This is a genomic window from Streptomyces sp. NPDC110618, assembly GCF_055657065.1.
On record NZ_JBVKBN010000001.1, the window covers coordinates 765,674 to 784,717 of the forward strand.

Here is a 19,044-nt window from a genome sequence, read left to right on the forward strand (position 1 = left end):
GAGTCCCTGCCCGGAGTCCGGCCCCCGTCGGCCCGTGACCGCATCGAAGTGCGAAGTGTGGAGCTGCGCATGTCCTCCGAAAAAGTCGTCGAAGCCCTCCGTGCCTCGCTGCGGGAGAACGAACGGCTGCGCAAGGCCAACCAGCAGCTGGAGCAGGCGAGGACCGAGCCCGTCGCCATCGTCGCCATGGCCTGCCGCTGGCCCGGCGGGGCGGACACCCCGGAGGACTTCTGGCGGCTCCTCGCCGACGGCACCGACGCCATGACCGGCTTCCCCGCCGACCGCGGCTGGGACCTCGACGCACTGCTCCAGCACGACGACGGCCGAGGCAGCGCCGCCGCCCAGGGCGGCTTCGTCCACGACGCCGACCGCTTCGACGCCGCGTTCTTCGGCATCTCCCCGCGCGAAGCCCTCGCCATGGACCCCCAGCAGCGGCTCCTGCTGGAGGTCGCCTGGGAGACCGTGGAGCGCGCCGGCCTCGCCCCCGCCGCCCTGCGCGGCACCAGCACCGGCGTGTTCGTCGGCGCCAGCAACCAGGAGTACGGCTCCGGGCTGCGCGCCATACCCGAAGAGGTCGAGGGCCACATCCTCACCGGCAACACCGGAAGCGTCGTCTCCGGCCGCGTCGCCTACACCATGGGCCTGGAAGGCCCCGCGGTCACCGTGGACACGGCCTGCTCCTCGTCCCTGGTCGCCCTGCACCTGGCGGTACACGCCCTGCGCGCGGGGGAGTGCTCCCTCGCCCTCGCGGGCGGCGTCGCCGTCATGTCCACCCCCGGCGCGTTCGTCGAGTTCAGCCGCCAGGGCGGCATGGCCACCGACGGCCGCTGCAAGCCCTTCGCCGAGGCCGCCGACGGCACGGGGTGGGGCGAGGGCGCGGGGCTGCTGCTCCTGGAGCGGCTCTCCGATGCCCGCCGCAACGGACATCCGGTACTGGCCGTGATCCGGGGCTCGGCGGTGAACCAGGACGGGGCGTCGAACGGCCTCACGGCGCCGAACGGGCCTTCGCAGCGGCGGGTGATCCGGGCGGCTCTGGCCTCGGCGGGGCTGAGCCCGGCCGACGTGGACGCGGTGGAGGCGCACGGTACGGGGACGACGCTGGGTGACCCGATCGAGGCGCAGGCGCTGCTGGCGACGTACGGGCAGGATCGTGAACGGCCGCTGTGGCTGGGGTCGGTGAAGTCCAACATCGGGCACACGCAGGCCGCCGCCGGTGTCGCGGGCGTGATGAAGATGGTCCTCGCGATGCGGCACGGGGTGCTGCCGCGCACCCTGCACGTGGACGAGCCGTCGTCCCACGTCGACTGGTCGGCCGGGGCCGTCGAACTCCTCACGGAGAACCGTGAGTGGGACACGCCTGAGGGCAGGCCGCGCCGGGCGGGTGTGTCGTCGTTCGGAATCTCCGGGACGAATGCGCATGTGGTGTTGGAGGGGGTGGCGGCGGAGCCGGTTGCCGAGGCCGAGGCTGTGGATGGTTTCGGTGGTGTGGTGGTGTGGCCGTTGTCGGCGCGGGGTGAGGGGGCGTTGAGGGCGCAGGCGGGGCGGTTGCTGGGGTCGGTGGCTTCTGGGGTGCCGGGTTCGGTGGCTGATGTGGGGTGGTCGTTGGCGTCGACGCGGTCGGTGTTCGAGGACCGTGCGGTGGTGGTGGGTGCGGACTGGGACGAGTTGCGGTCGGGGCTGGGGGCGCTTGCTGCGGGGGAGTCCCATGCGCGGGTGGTGCGTGGTGGGGTGGTGCGGGGGCGTACGGCGTTCCTGTTCGCGGGGCAGGGCTCGCAGCGGGTTGGGATGGGGCGGGAGTTGTATGAGGCGTATCCCGTCTTCGCGGCCGCGTTTGATGCGGTGGATGCTGAACTGCCCTTCGATTTGAAGGCGGTTGTTTTCGGCGGGGACGCGGAGGTCCTGGATCGTACGGAGTTCGCCCAGCCTGCGCTGTTCGCCCTTGAAGTGGCTCTGTTCCGGTTGCTGGAGTCGTGGGGTGTGCGGCCGGACGTGCTGGCGGGTCATTCGATCGGTGAGATCGCGGCGGTGCATGTGGCCGGGGTGTGGTCGCTGGCGGATGCGTGCAAGCTGGTGGCCGCGCGGGGCCGACTGATGCAGGCGCTCCCCGAGGGGGGCGCGATGGTGGCGGTGCAGGCCTCGGAGGACGAGGTGTTGCCACTGCTCACAGGCGAGGTGGGCATCGCCGCTGTCAACGGCCCGCAGTCCGTGGTGATTTCGGGTGCCGCCGACAAGGTCGAGGAGATCGCGGGACGCTTCCGCGCCGAGGGCCGTAAGGTCACCCCCCTCCGCGTCAGCCACGCCTTCCACTCACCGCTGATGGACCCGATGCTCGCGGAGTTCCGCGAGGTCGCTGAAAGCCTGTCCTACGACCGCCCGAAGCTCCCTCTCGTCTCCACGGCCACCGGACTCCCGGCCACCGACGAGGAGCTGACGTCCCCGGAGTACTGGGTCGACCACGTCCGCCGCACCGTCCGCTACGCCGACGCCGTACGCACCCTGGCCGGCGAACACGCCACCGCCCGCTTCCTCGAACTCGGCCCCGACGGCACCCTGTCCGCGCTCGCGCGGGCCGTGCCGCCCTCGGCGGCGCCGGACGTCGAGCAGCAGCAGGTCGTCGTGCCCGCGCTGCGGAAGGAGGGCCCGGAACCGGTCGCCCTGCTGAGCGCCGTCGGCGCGCTGTACGCCCACGGGCTCACCCCCGACTGGTCCGCGCTGTTCCCCGGCTCCAGGACCGTCGCCCTGCCCACGTACGCCTTCCAGCGGCAGCGGTACTGGCTCGCCGACGTCGCCGCCACCGTCGACGACGAGGGCGGCCGGGGCGAGGCGGTCGACTCGGCGTTCTGGGCGGCCGTACGCAAGGGTGATGTGCGGGAGTTGGCGGGACGGCTGGCGCTGGACCCCGATGTCCTGGCGCCCGTGCTGCCCGCGCTGACGGCCTGGCACCACAGCAGTGTCCGGCGTTCCACCGCCGCGTCCTGGCAGTACCGCGAGACGTGGACTCCCCTGGATGTGCGGGAGGGCGCGCCGACCGGGGAGTGGCTGCTGCCCTACTGCGCCGACGACGAGGAGGCCGCCGGGACCGCGGCCGCTGTCGTCTCCGCGTTCGTCGCGGCCGGTGCCGAGGCGCGCACCCTGCCCGTCACCGCCGACGCCGACCGGGCCCACATCGTCACCGCCCTGGAGGAGACGGGCTCCACGACGGTCCTGTCCCTGCTCGCCCTGACCGAGACCCCGCACCCCGCCCACGAGGAGGTCCCGCTCGGCCTGCACCTCAACACCCTGCTGGTGCGGGCACTCGCCGAGGCCGGGACCGGGGCGCGGCTCTGGGCGGCCACGCGGTCCGCCGTGTCCGTCGGTGCCGCCGACCCGCTCACCCGGCCCGTACAGGCCACCACCTGGGGCCTCGGCCGTACCGTCGCCGTCGAGCACCCCGACCTGTGGGCCGGACTCCTCGACCTGCCCGCCCGCCTCGACGAGCGCACCCTGATCCGGCTCGTCGCCTGCCTGACCGGCGACGACACCGAACTCGCCGTGCGGGACTCGGCGGTGTTCGCGCGCCGCCTCGTCCGGGTCGTCCGCGACGACGACGATGACCGTCCCGAGCCGCGCTTCACCGGCACGACCCTGATCACCGGCGGGACCGGTGTCATCGGCGCCCACGTCGCACGCCACCTCGCCCGACAGGGCGCCGAGCACCTGCTCCTGGTCAGCCGACGCGGCCCCGGCGCCCCCGGCGCCGACGAACTTTGCCGCGAGCTGGAGGAGTTGGGCGTCGAGGTCACCGTCGCCGCCTGCGACCCCGCCGACCGGGCCGCGCTGGACGCCCTGCTCGCCGCCCTGCCCGCCGACCGGCCCCTCACCGCCGTCCTGCACATGGCGGGCGCCCTCGACGACGCCCCGCTCACCGCCATGGACCCCGAGCGGTACGCCACCGTCCTGCGCGCCAAACTGCGCGCCGCCGCCCATCTCGACGAGGCCACCCGCGAACTCGGCGACCAGGTACAGGCGTTCGTGCTGTTCTCATCCATCGCCGGTGCGCTCGGCTCCGCCGGGCAGGCCGGTTACGCGGCCGGGAACGCCCACCTCGACGCGCTGGCCCGCGCCCGCCGCGCCGCCGGGCTGCCCGCCACCTCCGTCGCCTGGGGGCCGTGGGCCGGTGGCGGCATGGCCGACGACCCCGCCGTCCTGGCCCGGCTGCGGCGCGGCGGCCTCTCCCCGATGGAGGCCGAGCCCGCCCTCACCGCCCTGGGCCGGATCCTCGCCCACGACGACACCTGGGCCCTGGTTGCCGACATCGACTGGGCCCGTATCGCGGAGGGACGGCGCGGACTGCCCGGCGGGGCCCTGTTCAGCCGTATCCCCGAGGCCGCGCGGGCCGTCACGCCCACCGAAGACGCGCACGCCGGGGGACTGCGCGGGGAACTCGCCCCGTTGGGGCCGGCCGAGCGCCGCCAGGTGCTGCTGAAGCTGGTCCGCACGAGCGCCGCCACCGCGCTCGGCCACCCCACACCGGAGAGCGTCCAGCCGACGCGGGCGTTCCAGGACTGCGGCTTCGACTCGCTCACCGCCGTCGAACTGCGCAACCTGCTCACCACCGCGACCGGCCTGACCCTGCCCACCACCCTCGTCTTCGACCACCCCACCCCGGTCGCCCTCGCCGACCACCTGCTGCACGCCCTCGACGACGGCGCCTCCCCGCCCGCCGCCACCGTCCAGGTGCGCAGCGCCGCCGAGGACGAGCCCATCGCGATCGTCGCCATGGCCTGCCGTTACCCCGGCCGGGTCGGCTCGCCCGAGGACCTGTGGGACCTGATCAGCAACGGCGGCGACGCCGTCTCCGGCTTCCCCGCCGACCGGGGCTGGGACCTGGAGTCGCTCCACGACCCCGACTCCCGCCGCCCGGGAACCAGTTACGTCGGCGAGGGCGGATTCCTCGACGGCGCCACGCAGTTCGACGCCGCGTTCTTCGGTATCTCCCCACGCGAGGCCGTCGCGATGGACCCGCAGCAGCGGCTGCTGCTGGAGGTGTCCTGGGAGGCCGTCGAGCGCGCCGGGCTCGACCCGCGTGCCCTGCGCGGCAGCAGCACCGGCCTGTTCGTCGGCTGCGGCCACCAGGGCTACGGCGCGGGCCTGACCGACGTCCCCGACGACGTGCGCGGCCACCTGCTCACCGGCAGCGCCGCCAGCCTCGCCTCCGGCCGCGTCGCCTACGCGCTCGGCCTGGAAGGGCCCGCGCTGACGGTCGACACGGCCTGCTCGTCGTCCCTGGTCGCGCTGCATCTGGCGGTGCAGGCGCTGCGCAACGGCGAGTGCGACCTCGCCCTCGCGGGCGGTGTGACGGTGATGTCGACGCCGGGTGTCTTCGTGGAGTTCTCGCGGCAGCGGGGGCTGGCCGCCGACGGCCGCTGCAAGGCGTTCGCGGAGAGCGCGGACGGCACCGGCTGGTCGGAGGGCGTGGGCATCCTGCTCGTGGAGCGGCTGTCCGACGCGCGGCGCAACGGGCACCGGGTCCTCGCCGTGGTGCGGGGCTCGGCGGTGAACCAGGACGGGGCGTCGAACGGCCTCACCGCCCCGAACGGGCCTTCGCAGCAGCGCGTGATCCGGCAGGCGTTGGCGTCGGCGGGGCTGAGCCCGGCCGACGTGGACGCGGTGGAGGCGCACGGCACGGGGACCACGCTCGGGGACCCGATCGAGGCGCAGGCGCTCCTCGCGACCTACGGCCAGGACCGCGAACGGCCGCTGTGGCTGGGGTCGGTGAAGTCCAACATCGGGCACACGCAGGCCGCCGCCGGAGTCGCGGGCGTGATCAAGATGGTCCTCGCGATGCGGCACGGGGTGCTGCCCCGCACCCTGCACGTGGACGAACCCACTTCGCACGTCGACTGGTCGTCCGGGGCCGTCGAACTCCTCACCGAGCCCCGGGAATGGCCCGTGGGTGAGGACCGTCCGCGCCGCGCCGCCGTGTCCGCGTTCGGGCTCAGCGGCACCAACGCCCACGTCGTCCTGGAAGAAGCCGACGGCGGTCTCCCCGTACCGGATGCGCGGCCCCCGGCCGCTCTCGTGCCCTGGACGGTCTCCGCGCGCAGCGACGCCGCCCTGCGCGCCCAGGCCGCCCGGCTCGCCGCGCATCTGCGGGCCCACCCCGAGGCGACCCCCGCACGGATCGGTCACGCCCTCGCCACGTCCCGGTCCGTGTTCGAGCACCGGGCCGTCGTGGTCGGTGACGACCGTGCCGCGCTCCTCACCGCCCTCGACGCCGTCGGCCGCGGCGAGCCGCTCCCCGCGGCCGTCGTCGGCACGGCGGGCACCGAGGGCGGCGTGGCCTTCCTCTTCGCCGGGCAGGGCTCCCAGCGGCTGGGCATGGGCCGCGAACTGCACGCCGTCTTCCCCGTGTTCGCGGACGCCTTCGACGCCGCCTGCGCCCACCTCGACAACGAACTGGGCCGCTCCCTGCGCGACATCGTCTTCGGCGACGACGAAGAGACCCTGAACCGCACCGCGTTCACCCAGCCCGCCCTGTTCGCCTTCGAGGTCGCCCTGTTCCGGCTGGTGGAGTCCTGGGGCATCCGCCCCGACATCCTCGCCGGGCACTCCATCGGCCAGCTCGCCGCCGCCCACGTCGCCGGGGTGTGGTCCCTGGAGGACGCCTGCCGACTGGTCGCCGCGCGCGGCCGGCTGATGCAGGCGCTGCCCGAGGGCGGCGCCATGGTCGCCGTGGAGGCGTCGGAGGAGGAGGTCCTGCCGCTCGTCGGTGACCAGGTGGGCATCGCCGCCGTCAACGGCCCCCGGTCCGTGGTCGTCTCCGGTGCCGCCGAGGCCGTGGAATCCGTGGCCGCGCACTTCCGTGAGCAGGGCCGCAAGGTCACCGCGCTGCGCGTCAGCCACGCCTTCCACTCGCCGCTGATGGAGCCCATGCTGCGGGACTTCCTGCGCGTCGCCGAAAGCCTCACCTACCACCGGCCGCACATCCCCATCGTCTCCGACCTCACCGGTACCCTCGCCGACCCGGGCGAACTGTGCGCAGCCGGATACTGGACCGCCCACGTCCGCCAGCCCGTCCGCTTCGCCGACGACATCCGACGGCTCCGCGAACAGGGCGTCACCCGCTATCTCGAACTCGGCGCCGACGGCACCCTCACCGCCCTCGCCCGCGCCTGCCTCGACGACCCCGCCACGGGCACCCTCACCGCCCCCCTGCTCGTCCCCGCGCTGCGCAAGGACCGCCCCGAGATCCCCGCCCTCTACGACGCGCTCGCCCGCCTCCACGTCCACGGCGTCGACATCGACTGGACCCCCGCCTTCGGCGCCCCGCCCGCCGCCCCCGCCATCGACCTGCCGACGTACGCCTTCCAGCGCGAGCGCTACTGGCTCGACCCCGGCAGCGCCCCCGACGCGCCCGCGAGGCGCACCGCGGCGGACACCGTCGACGACCGCTTCTGGGAGGCCGTCGAGTGCGAGGACGTCGACGCCCTCACCCACACCCTCGGCGTACCGGCCGACGAGATCGGCGCCGTGGTTCCCGCCCTCGCCTCCTGGCGCAGGCGGCAGCGGCAGCAGACCGCCGTGGACACCCTGTCCTACCGCGTGACCTGGCAGCCCGCCACGACCGCGTCCGACGCCGTCGACGAACCGGCCGACAGCCGCTGGCTGCTCCTCCTGCCCGGCACTCCAGCCGACGGCGACCCGGCCCCCGACGCCGTCGTGGCGGCCCTCGGCGGCCCCGACCGCGTGACCGTCCTCGAACTCACCGAGGGCGACCGTACGGACCGTGCCGCCCTCGCCGACCGGCTGCGCGCGGCGACCGCGGAGCACCCTGTCCGGGGCGTCCTCACCCTCACCCACCTCGCCGGCACCGACACCGAGGGACTGCCTCTCGGCCCCGCCGTCGTCGCCACGCTGCTCCAGGCGTGCGGGGACGCGGGCGCGGGCGGCCGGGTGTGGGCGCTGACGCGGGGCGCGGTGTCGGTGGGCCGTTCGGACGGCGCCCCCGACCCCGTGCAGGGTTCGGTGTGGGGTCTCGGGCGGGTCGCGGCACTGGAGTATCCGGACCGTTGGGGCGGTCTGCTCGACCTGCCCGACACCCTCGACCGGCGCGCCACGGCCCACCTCAGGGCGGCGCTGCTGTCCTCGGGCCCCGAGGATCAGCTGGCTGTGCGGCCCTCGGGTGTCTTCGGGCGCCGTCTGGAGCGGGTCGCCACCGGTGACAGCGACGGGGCCTGGCAGCCGCGGGGCACGGTGCTGGTGACCGGTGGAACGGGTGCGCTCGGCGCGCGGGTGGCGCGTTGGGCGGCCGAACAGGGTGCGGAGCACCTGGTGCTGGTGAGCCGCCGGGGGCTGGAGGCTCCGGGTGCGGCCGATCTGCGGGGTGAGCTGGAGTCGGCGGGTGTGCGGGTGACGGTCGCGGCGTGTGACGTGGCCGACCGTGAGGCGTTGGCGGGGCTGCTGGCGGAGTATCCGGTGGATGCCGTCGTGCATACGGCGGGTGTGCTGGACGACGGTGTGATCGACGCGCTGTCGCCGGAGCGGTTCGCCGGTGTGCTGCGGGCGAAGGCCCTGGCCGCGCTGCACCTGGACGAGCTGACCCGCGACCGCGACCTGGACGCCTTCGTCCTCTTCTCCTCCATGGCCGGCACCCTCGGCACCACCGGCCAGGGCAACTACGCCGCCGCCAACGCCTTGCTCGACGCCCTCGCCGAGCGCCGTCGCGCGGCCGGGCTGTCGGCCACATCGGTGGCCTGGGGCCCGTGGGCGGACGGTGGCATGGCGGACGAGGAGGTCGTGGCCTGGCGTATGCACCGAGGTGGCGTCCTGCCTCTCCAGCCCGACCTCGGCATCCTCGCCCTGGCACGCGCGGTCGGTGCTTCCAGGGCCGCCGCCGTCATGGTCGCCGACATCCGCTGGGGGGAGTACGCGCCGCCGTTCACCATGACCCGGCCCAGCCCCCTCATCGAGTCGCTGCCCGAGGCCCGGGCCGCCGTCGAGGACGCCGGCGCCGCCTCCGAACGCTTCGGCCGAGGCGACGGTTCCGGCCTGCGCGACCAACTCACCGGACTGACCCCGGCCGAGCAGGAACGCGTCCTCCTCGAGATCGTCCGCCTGTGCGCGGCCGGTGTCCTCGGCTACTCGGGCGCCTCCGCCGTGCCCGCCGAGCGCGCCTTCCGCGACCTGGGAGTCGACTCCCTGACAGCCGTCGAACTCCGGGGCACCCTCGCCATGGCGACGGGAGTGCCCCTCGCGGCAACGGTCGTGTTCGACTATCCGACCCCGGTGGCCCTGGCCCGCTATCTGCGTGAGCAACTGCTGGGCGAACTCGGTGAGTCGGAGAACACGACAGCGGGTGCGGCGGTCACCGCCTCGGACGATCCTGTGGTCATCGTGGGGATGGCGTGCCGCTTCCCGGGCGGGGTGAGCGACCCGGAGGGCATGTGGCGGCTGCTGTCCGAGGGCGGTGACGCGGTGGGGCCCTTCCCCGTGGATCGCGGCTGGGATGTGTCCGCGCTGTACGACCCCGAGGGCGGACGTCCGGGGACGACCTACGTGGATGTCGGCGCGTTCCTTGAGGGGGCCGGCCGCTTCGACGCGGGCTTCTTCGGGATGAGCCCGCGTGAGGCGCTGGCGGCGGATCCGCAGCAGAGGCTGCTGCTGGAGACGTCGTGGGAGGCGTTGGAGCGGGCGGGCATTGCACCGCGCGGTCTGCGGGGCAGCCGTACCGGCGTGTTCGCGGGCACGAACGGTCAGGACTACGCGGGTGTGCTCGTCGCCTCGGACGAGGACGTCGAGGGGTACATCGGCACGGGTAGTGCTGCGTCGGTGCTGTCGGGCCGGGTGTCGTACGTGCTGGGCCTGGAGGGCCCGGCGGTGACCGTCGACACGGCCTGCTCGTCGTCGCTGGTCGCCCTGCATCTGGCGGTGCAGGCGCTGCGTGCGGGTGAGTGCGATCTCGCGCTGGCCGGTGGTGTGACGGTGATGTCGACGCCGGGTGCGTTCGTGGAGTTCTCGCGGCAGCGGGGGCTTGCGGCCGATGGGCGGTGCAAGGCGTTCGCGGAGGGTGCCGACGGTACCGGCTGGGGCGAGGGTGTGGGTGTCCTGGTCGTGGAGCGGCTGTCGGATGCCCGGCGCCATGGGCACCGGGTGCTGGCGGTCGTGGCCGGTTCGGCGGTGAACCAGGACGGTGCGTCGAACGGTCTTACGGCGCCGAACGGTCCGTCGCAGCAGCGGGTGATACGGGCCGCTCTCGCGGGCGCCGGGCTGAAGCCGTCGGACATCGACGCCGTGGAGGCCCACGGCACCGGCACTTCCCTCGGTGACCCCATCGAGGCGCAGGCACTCATCGCCACATACGGCCAGGACCGCGAACGGCCGCTCTGGCTGGGGTCGGTGAAGTCCAACATCGGGCACACCCAGGCGGCGGCCGGTGTCGCCGGGGTCATCAAGATGGTGCTCGCCATGGAGCACGGGGTGCTGCCGCGCACCCTGCACGTGGACGAACTGTCCTCCCGCGTCGACTGGTCGGCCGGGGCTGTGGAGGTGTTGACCGAGCCGCAGGACTGGTCGATCGCCGAGGGGCGGACCCGCCGTGCTGGTGTGTCTGCGTTCGGGGTCAGCGGGACGAACGCCCATGTGGTGCTGGCGGAGCCGCCGGTGCAGGAGGTGACCGGCTCGGAGGACTCCGAGGGCATCGACGGGTTGATTCCGTGGGTGGTGTCGGGGCGTACGGCTGCGGCGCTGCGGGATCAGGCCGGGCGGCTGGCGAAGTTCGTGTCGTCCGACGAGGGTGTGTCCCTCGTGGGGGTCGCGGGCTCGCTTGTGCGGTCGCGGTCGCTGTTCGAGCACCGGGCCGTGGTGTGGGGTGCCGACCGGGAGGAGCTGCTGCGGGGCCTGGAAGCGGTGGCTTCGGGCGAGGAGGCTGTGAACTCGGTCAACGGGCTGGCCCGCCCTGATGTACGTACCGCGTTCCTGTTCGCGGGGCAGGGTTCACAGCGGATCAGTATGGGGCGGGAGTTGTACGACGCCTACCCGGTCTTCGCCGACGCTTTCGATGCCGTATGCGCGCACCTGGACACCGAGCTGGCGCTCCCGCTGCGGGAGGTGGTCTTCGGCGAGGACGCCGACCGGCTTCAGCGCACGGAGTTCGCGCAGCCCGCTCTGTTCGCGCTGGAAGTGGCGCTGTTCCGGCTGGTGGAGTCGTGGGGTGTGCGCCCGGACGTGCTGGCCGGTCATTCGATCGGTGAGATCGCGGCGGCGCATGTGGCCGGGGTGTGGTCGTTGCCGGACGCGTGCAAGCTGGTGGCCGCGCGAGGCCGACTGATGCAGACGCTCCCGGCGGGCGGCGCGATGGTCGCCGTACAGGCCTCGGAGGACGAGGTGTTGCCGCTGCTCACAGGCGAGGTGGGCATCGCCGCTGTCAACGGCCCGCGGTCCGTGGTGATTTCGGGTGCCGCCAGCAAGGTCGAGGAGATCGCTGACCGCTTCCGCGGTGAGGGCCGCAAGGTCACTAGCCTCCGCGTCAGCCACGCCTTCCACTCGCCGCTCATGGACCCGATGCTCGCGGACTTCCGCAAGGTCGCCGAAAGCCTCACCTACGACGAGCCGAAGCTGCAGATCATCTCCACCGTCACCGGCGAGGAGGCCACCGCCGACGAGCTGACCTCCCCGGACTACTGGGTGCAGCACGTACGGGCGACGGTGCGCTACGCCGACGCCGTACAGGCACTCACGGACCAAGGAGTGGGCCGCTTCCTGGAGTTGGGCCCCGACGGCACCCTGTCCGCGCTGGCACAGGGCTGCCTGGAGGAGACGGCGCCCGCGATACCGGTGCTGCGCAAGGACCGCCCCGAAGTCGACTCCCTGCTGGCCGCGCTGGCACGCCTGCACGTCGACGGGGCCGGAGTGGACTGGGCGGCCCGGCTCCCGGCGACGGTACCCGTCCCGCTGCCGACGTACGCGTTCCAGCACGAGACGTACTGGCCGGCCCCCGCGCACGGGGAGCAGGCCGCCGGTGCGGGCGAGATCGACGCTCGTTTCTGGGAGGCGGTCGAGCGCGAGGATCTGGAGTCGCTGGCCGGGGAGTTGGATCTGGAGGCCGAGGTGGTGGGCGCCGTCCTGCCCGCCCTGACCTCCTGGCACCGCCGGAGCCGGGAACAGGCCGAGTTCGACCGGTCCCGGTACCGGGTGCGCTGGCAGCCGATAACCGGACTGAGCCGCAGTGCCTCGCTGGAGGGGCGCTGGCTGCTGGTCGTACCCGACGGACTCGCCGAGGACTCCTGGTCCGTTTCGGTCCGGGACGCCCTGACGGGCGCGGGTGCCGACGTCGAGCTGCTGACCCAGGCGGCCGGCGCGGACCGAGCCGCGGTCGCCGGGCGCCTGGCGGGCGCCGGGCCCGTCGCGGGGGTGGTGTCGCTGCTGGCCATCGCCGATGGCACGTGCGACGGCGCCCCTTTGGCCGTGTCCGCCACTCTCACGCTCGTGCAGGCTCTCGGTGATGCCGGGGTGTCGGCGCCGCTGTGGGCCGTGACGCGGGGCGGGGTGTCGGTGAGCCGGTCCGCTGGCGCGCCCGATCCCGTGCAGGCCGCTGTGTGGGGCCTTGGTCGGGTCGCCGCGCTGGAGATCCCCGGGCGTTGGGGCGGCCTCGTCGACCTCCCTGACTCCCTTGAGGCGAAGGCGAGTTCCGCGCTGGCGGCCGTGCTGGCCGGGGTGGGGGAGGAGGACCAGGTCGCGGTCCGGGCGTCCGGTGTGTTCGGGCGGCGGTTGGAGCGGGTGCCTGCCGGTGACGGTTCCGTCTGGCGGCCGCGGGGGTCGGTGTTGGTGACGGGTGGTACGGGTGCGTTGGGTGCCCGTGTGGCCCGGTGGGCGGCGGGCAACGGTGCCGAGCACCTGCTGCTGGTCAGTCGTCGTGGTGGCGGCGCGCCGGGTGCGGTCGAGCTGCGGGACGAACTCACTGCGGCTGGTGCCCGGGTGACGATCGTGGCTTGTGATGTGGCGGATCGTGCGGCGGTGGAGGGGCTGCTGGCGGAGTATCCGGTGGATGCGGTGGTGCACGCCGCCGGCACGGTCGTGAACACGTCCCTGGATGCCGTCTCGGCCGACGAACTGGCCCAGGTGTGGGCGGGCAAGGTGGCCGGTGCCGTGCATCTGGACGCGGTGCTGGCCGATCGCCCGTTGGACGCGTTCGTCGTCTTCTCGTCCATCGCGGGGGTGTGGGGCAGTGGCGGGCAGGCCGGTTACGCGGCCGCCAACGCCTGTCTGGACGGGCTGGTCGAGGCACGTCGCGCCCGTGGGCTGGCGGGCACCTCGGTCGCGTGGGGGCCGTGGGCGGAGGCGGGTATGGCCGCCGATGCCCAGGCGGCGGAGGCGCTGCGCCGCCGTGGCCTGATCGCACTCGACCCCGAGCGCGGAGTCGCCGCCCTGGCGCGGGTGGTGTCCGGCACGGATCCGGTGGTCGTGGTCGCGGACGTGGACTGGGCCCGCTTCACCCCGGCCTACACCAGCGTCCGCCCCAGCGCCCTCCTGACCGGCATCCCGGAAGCCCAGCCCGCACCCGACACCACCCCAACCGACCCCGGCACCGCCACCGGCCTGCGCGCACGGCTCGCCGCCCACTCGCCCGACGAACGCCGCCAGGCCCTGCTGGACCTGGTGCGCAGGCGGGCCGCCGAGGTGCTGGGGCACGGTGATCCGGGGGCCGTCGGATCGGCGCAGGCGTTCCGGGAGCTCGGTGTGGACTCCCTGACCGCCGTGGAGCTGCGCAACCGGCTCTCCACGGACGCCGGGACGAAGCTGCCGAGCACGCTCGTGTTCGATCACCCGACGCCACGTCATCTGGCCGCGTACCTGGACGAGGAACTGTTCGGCGCGGAGGAAGCCGAGGCGGAGAGTGCGCTGGTCGCCGAGTTGGACCGGCTGGCCGCCACGATTTCAAGGCTTTCCCCAGAGAACGGCGCCAGGGCTCTCGCCCAGGCACGTTTGCGCAGCATGCTGACGGAGCTGGGTGATCAGAACGAGGCCGACGCCAAGGCCTCGGTCTCCCAGCAGCTTGAGGCGGCGTCGGACGACGAGATCTTCGACTTCATCAATCGGGAACTCGGCCGGTCCTGAACGCCGGCGTCGAAGCCGTAGCAGGCCGAACCGTTCCTACCGCCGACAACGTATGGGGCACGTTCCAATGGCGAATGAAGACAAGCTCCGGGACTACCTCAAGTGGGTCACCGCCGACCTCGCCGAGACGCGGCGCCGGCTTCAGGAGCTGGAGTCGCGCGGGGACGAGCCCATCGCCATCGTCGGGATGAGCTGCCGCTTCCCCGGCGGGGTGCGGTCCCCCGAGGACTACTGGCAGCTCCTCGTCGACGGCGTGGACGCCATCTCCGCCTGGCCCACCGACCGCGGCTGGGACACCGACGCCCTCTTCGACCCCGACTCCCGCCGCCAGGACGGCAGTTACGCCCGTGAGGGCGGCTTCCTGTCCGGAGCCGGGGACTTCGACGCCGCGTTCTTCGGGATCTCCCCGCGCGAGGCCCTCGCGATGGACCCGCAGCAGCGGCTGCTGCTGGAGACGTCCTGGGAGGCCTTCGAGCATGCGGGCATCGACCCGGAGTCGGCGCGCGGCGGTCGCGCCGGCGTCTTCGTCGGCGCCGGCAACCAGGAGTACGGCGCGGGCCTGACCGATGTCCCCGACGACGTGCGCGGCCACCTGCTCACCGGCAACTCCACGTCGGTGGTCTCCGGCCGGGTGTCGTACGTACTGGGCCTGGAGGGCCCGGCGGTGACGGTGGACACGGCCTGCTCGTCGTCGCTGGTCGCCCTGCATCTGGCGGTGCAGGCGCTGCGCAACGGCGAGTGCGACCTCGCCCTCGCGGGCGGTGTCACCGTGATGTCGACGCCGGGCGTCTTCGTGGAGTTCTCCCGGCAGCGCGGGCTGGCCGCCGACGGCCGCTGCAAGCCGTTCGCCGAGGCCGCGGACGGCACCGGCTGGTCCGAGGGCGTCGGCATGCTCCTCGTGGAGCGGCTGTCCGACGCGCGGCGCAACGGACACCGGGTGCTCGCCGTGGTCCGGGGCTCGGCCGTCAACCAGGACGGCGCCTCCAACGGGCTCACCGCCCCCAACGGGCCGTCCCAGCAGCGCGTCATCCGCGCCGCCCTCGCCGGAGCGGGCCTGGCCCCCGCCGACGTGGACGCCGTGGAGGCGCACGGCACGGGGACGACGCTGGGCGACCCGATCGAGGCGCAGGCGCTCCTCGCGACCTACGGCCGGGACCGCGAGCAGCCGTTGTGGCTGGGGTCGGTGAAGTCCAACATCGGGCACACGCAGGCCGCCGCCGGTGTCGCGGGCGTGATCAAGATGGTCCTCGCGCTCCAGCACGGGATGCTGCCCCGCACCCTGCACGTGGACGAGCCGACCTCGCACGTCGACTGGTCGGCCGGAGCCGTCGAACTCCTCACCGACGCCCGGGAATGGCCCGCGCGCGAGGACCGCCCGCGCCGCGCCGCCGTGTCCGCGTTCGGCGTCAGCGGCACCAACGCCCACACCGTCCTGGAAGAGGCGCCCCAGGAGGAGCCCTCCGAGGCCGCTGCACCCGTGGGGCACGTCATACCGTGGGTGCTGTCCGCCCGAACCCCGGACGCCCTGCCCGCCCAGGCCACCCGCCTCCTCGCCCACCTGCGCGAACACCTGCGGGAACACCCCGGGACCCGCCCGCTCGACCTCGCCTGGTCACTCGCCGCGCACCGCTCCGCGCTGACCTACCGCGCCGCCGTCCTCGGCACCGGCCACGACGAACTCCTCGCCGGGCTCACCGCCCTCGCCGACGGCACCCCCACCGACTCGATCGTCACCGGCACCGCCCAGCCCGACGGCCGCACCGCCTTCCTGTTCGCGGGGCAGGGCTCGCAACGGCTCTGCATGGGACGGGAGTTGTACGACACGTACCCCGTCTTCGCCGACGCCTTCGACGCGGTCGACGCGGAACTTCCCTTCGACCTCAAGGCGGTTGTCTTCGGCGACGACGCCGACCGACTGAACCGCACCGAGTACGCCCAGCCCGCGCTCTTCGCCCTCGAAGTGGCCCTGTTCCGGCTGGTGGAGTCGTGGGGCGTGCGGCCGGATGTTCTCGCCGGGCACTCGATCGGTGAGATCGCCGCCGCGCATGTGGCCGGGGTGTGGTCGCTGGCGGACGCGTGCCGTCTGGTCGCCGCGCGCGGCCGGCTGATGCAGGCGCTGCCCGAGGGCGGCGCCATGGTCGCCGTGGAGGCGTCGGAGGACGAGGTGTTGCCTCTGCTCACAGGTGAGGTGGGCATCGCCGCCGTCAACGGCCCCAACGCCGTGGTCGTTGCCGGTGAGGCGGAGGCTGTGAACTCGGTTGTCACGCCCTTCCGGGACCAGGGCCGCAAGGTCACCACCCTCCGCGTCAGCCACGCCTTCCACTCACCGCTGATGGAGCCCATGCTGGCCGAGTTCCGTACCGTGGCCGAGAGCCTCGACTACGCGGAACCCGCCCTCCCCGTAGTCTCCACCGTCACCGGTACCACCGCGAGCGCCGACGACCTGCGCGACCCCGAGTACTGGGTGCGCCACGTCCGCCGGAGCGTCCGCTTCGCCGACGCCGTACGCGCCCTCGCCGCCCGCGGTGTCACCCGCTACGTGGAACTCGGCCCCGACGGAACCCTCACCGCGCTGGCCCAGAACACCCCCGAGGCCGCCGAACAGACCGGCGGGGGCGACACGACCCTGTTCACGCCGACCCTGCGCAAGGACCGCGACGAGCCCACCTCCGTCATTGCGGCACTTTCCCGGCTCCACGTCCACGGCGCCTCCGTCGACTGGTCGGCCCTCCTGCCCGGCGGGCAGCGCGTCCCCCTGCCCACCTACGCCTTCCGGCACCGCCGCTACTGGCTCGCCGACCACGGCCGCCCCGCCCTCGCCACCGCCGGCGAAGGGGACGCCGAGTTCTGGGACGCCGTGGAACGCGGCGACCTCGGCACCCTCGCCGACTCGCTCGGCATCGACACCGAAGCCCTCGATGCCGTCGCGCCCGCCCTGTCGGAGTGGCGTCGCCGCCGTCAGGAGCGGGCCCGCACCGACGCCTGGCTGTACCGACCGCACTGGCAGCCCTTCGACCCGTCCGCCGACACCCCGCTCACCGGCCGCTGGCTCGTCATCGCGCCCGAGGGCACGACCGGCCACGACCCCCTGCTGACGGCCCTTGCCGCGTGCGGCGCCGAGCCCGTCACGCTCGCGCTACCGGCGGCGGTACTCACCGAACGAGCGTCACTGACCGCCGAGTTGACGAGTCTGGTCCCCGGTGAAGCTGCCGGCATCGTCCTCATAGCCCCCACTGCCGACGCGGCCCAGGCCTGCGGCACCGTCGCCACGCTGCTCCAGGCGTGCGGGGACGCGGGCTTCCACGGCCGGGTGTGGGTGCTGACGCGGGGTGCGGTGTCGGTGGGCCGTTCGGACGGTGCCCCGGATCCGGTGCAGGGTTCGGTGTGGGGTCTAGGGCGGGTCGCGGCGCTGGAGTATCCGGACCGTTGGGGCGGTCTGGTCGACCTGCCCGCATCCCTCGACCGACGCGCCGCGCAGCGCCTGGCCTCGGTGTTGGCGGGCGGTACTCCCGACGAGGATCAGCTGGCTGTGCGGCCTTCGGGTGTCTTCGGGCGCCGTCTGGAGCGGGTCGCCACGGGTGACAGTGACGGGGGCTGGCAGCCGCGGGGCACGGTGCTGGTGACCGGTGGTACCGGTGCGCTCGGCGCGCGGGTGGCGCGTTGGGCGGCCGAACAGGGTGCGGAGCACCTGGTGTTGGTCAGCCGCCGGGGCCTGGACGCGCCGGGTGCGGCCGATCTGCGGGGTGAGCTGGAGTCGGCGGGTGTGCGGGTGACGGTCGCGGCGCGTGATGTGGCCGACCGTGACGTGTTGGCGGGGCTGCTGGCGGAGTATCCGGTGGATGCCGTCGTGCATACGGCGGGTGTGCTGGACGACGGTGTGATCGACGCGCTGTCGCCGGAGCGGTTCGCCGGTGTGCTGCGGGCGAAGGCCCTGGCCGCGCTGCACCTGGACGAACTGACCCGCGACCGCGGACTCGACGCCTTCGTCCTCTTCTCCTCCTTCGCGGGAAGCATCGGAGCGGCGGGTCAGGGCAACTACGCCGCCGCCAACGCGTTCCTCGACGCCCTCGCCGAGCGCCGTCGCGCGGCCGGACTGCCCGCCACCTCGCTGGCCTGGGGCCCCTGGGCCGACGGCGGCATGGCCGACGACACGGCCTCCGCCGCCCGCATGCGCCGAGGCGGCGTCCTCCCGCTGAACGCCCATACCGCGCTCGACGTCCTCGGCCGCACGGTCACCCACGCGGCCCCCGCCGTGGTCGTCGCGGACCTCGACTGGGCCGACTTCGCCCCGGCGTTCACCGCGTCCCGCCCCAGCCCGCTCCTCGCCTCCCTGCCCGAGGCACGCGCCGCCGTCGAGGGCAAGGCCGACGGCTCCGGGCACACCGGGCCCGGGGACCGCGCCGGACTCCTCGGCCGGCTGACCGGACTGACCCCCGCCGAACAGGACCGCGTCCTGCTGGAGACCGTCCAGTCCTGCGCCGCCGCAGTCCTCGGCTACACCGGCCCCGAGCAGGTCACCGCCGAGCGCGCCTTCCGCGACCTGGGCATCGACTCCCTCACCGCCGTCGAACTCCGCAACAGCCTCGTCACCCTGACCGGCGCCACCGGACTCACCGCGACCGTGGTGTTCGACTACCCGACTCCGGTGGCGCTGGCCCGCCATCTGCGCGAGGAACTGCTCGGCACCCTCGCCGGGACCGCCGCGCCGACGCCTGCGGCCGCACCGGTGTCCGACGATCCTGTGGTCATCGTGGGGATGGCGTGCCGCTTCCCGGGCGGGGTGAGCGACCCGGAGGGCATGTGGCGGCTGCTGTCCGAGGGCGGGGACGCGGTGGGGCCCTTCCCGGCCGACCGGGGCTGGGATGTGTCCGCGCTGTACGACCCCGAGGGCGGACGTCCGGGGACGACCTACGTGGATGTCGGCGCGTTCCTTGAGGGGGCCGGCCGCTT

2 protein-coding genes are annotated in these 19,044 nt (G+C 73.9%); both read left to right on the forward strand.

The genetic code is table 11. The features are described 5' to 3' along the window. Positions 1 to 69: 69 nt before the first annotated feature. Positions 70 to 14,094 (forward strand): type I polyketide synthase, encoded by a 14,025-nt coding sequence (locus tag ACZ7L7_RS03140; RefSeq protein ID WP_472074549.1) that lies wholly within the window; start codon positions 70 to 72, stop codon positions 14,092 to 14,094. Positions 14,095 to 14,161: 67 nt separating this feature from the next. Further along, a partial coding sequence (locus ACZ7L7_RS03145) for a type I polyketide synthase (protein ID WP_472074550.1) occupies positions 14,162 to 19,044 on the forward strand: 4,883 nt, incomplete at its 3' end.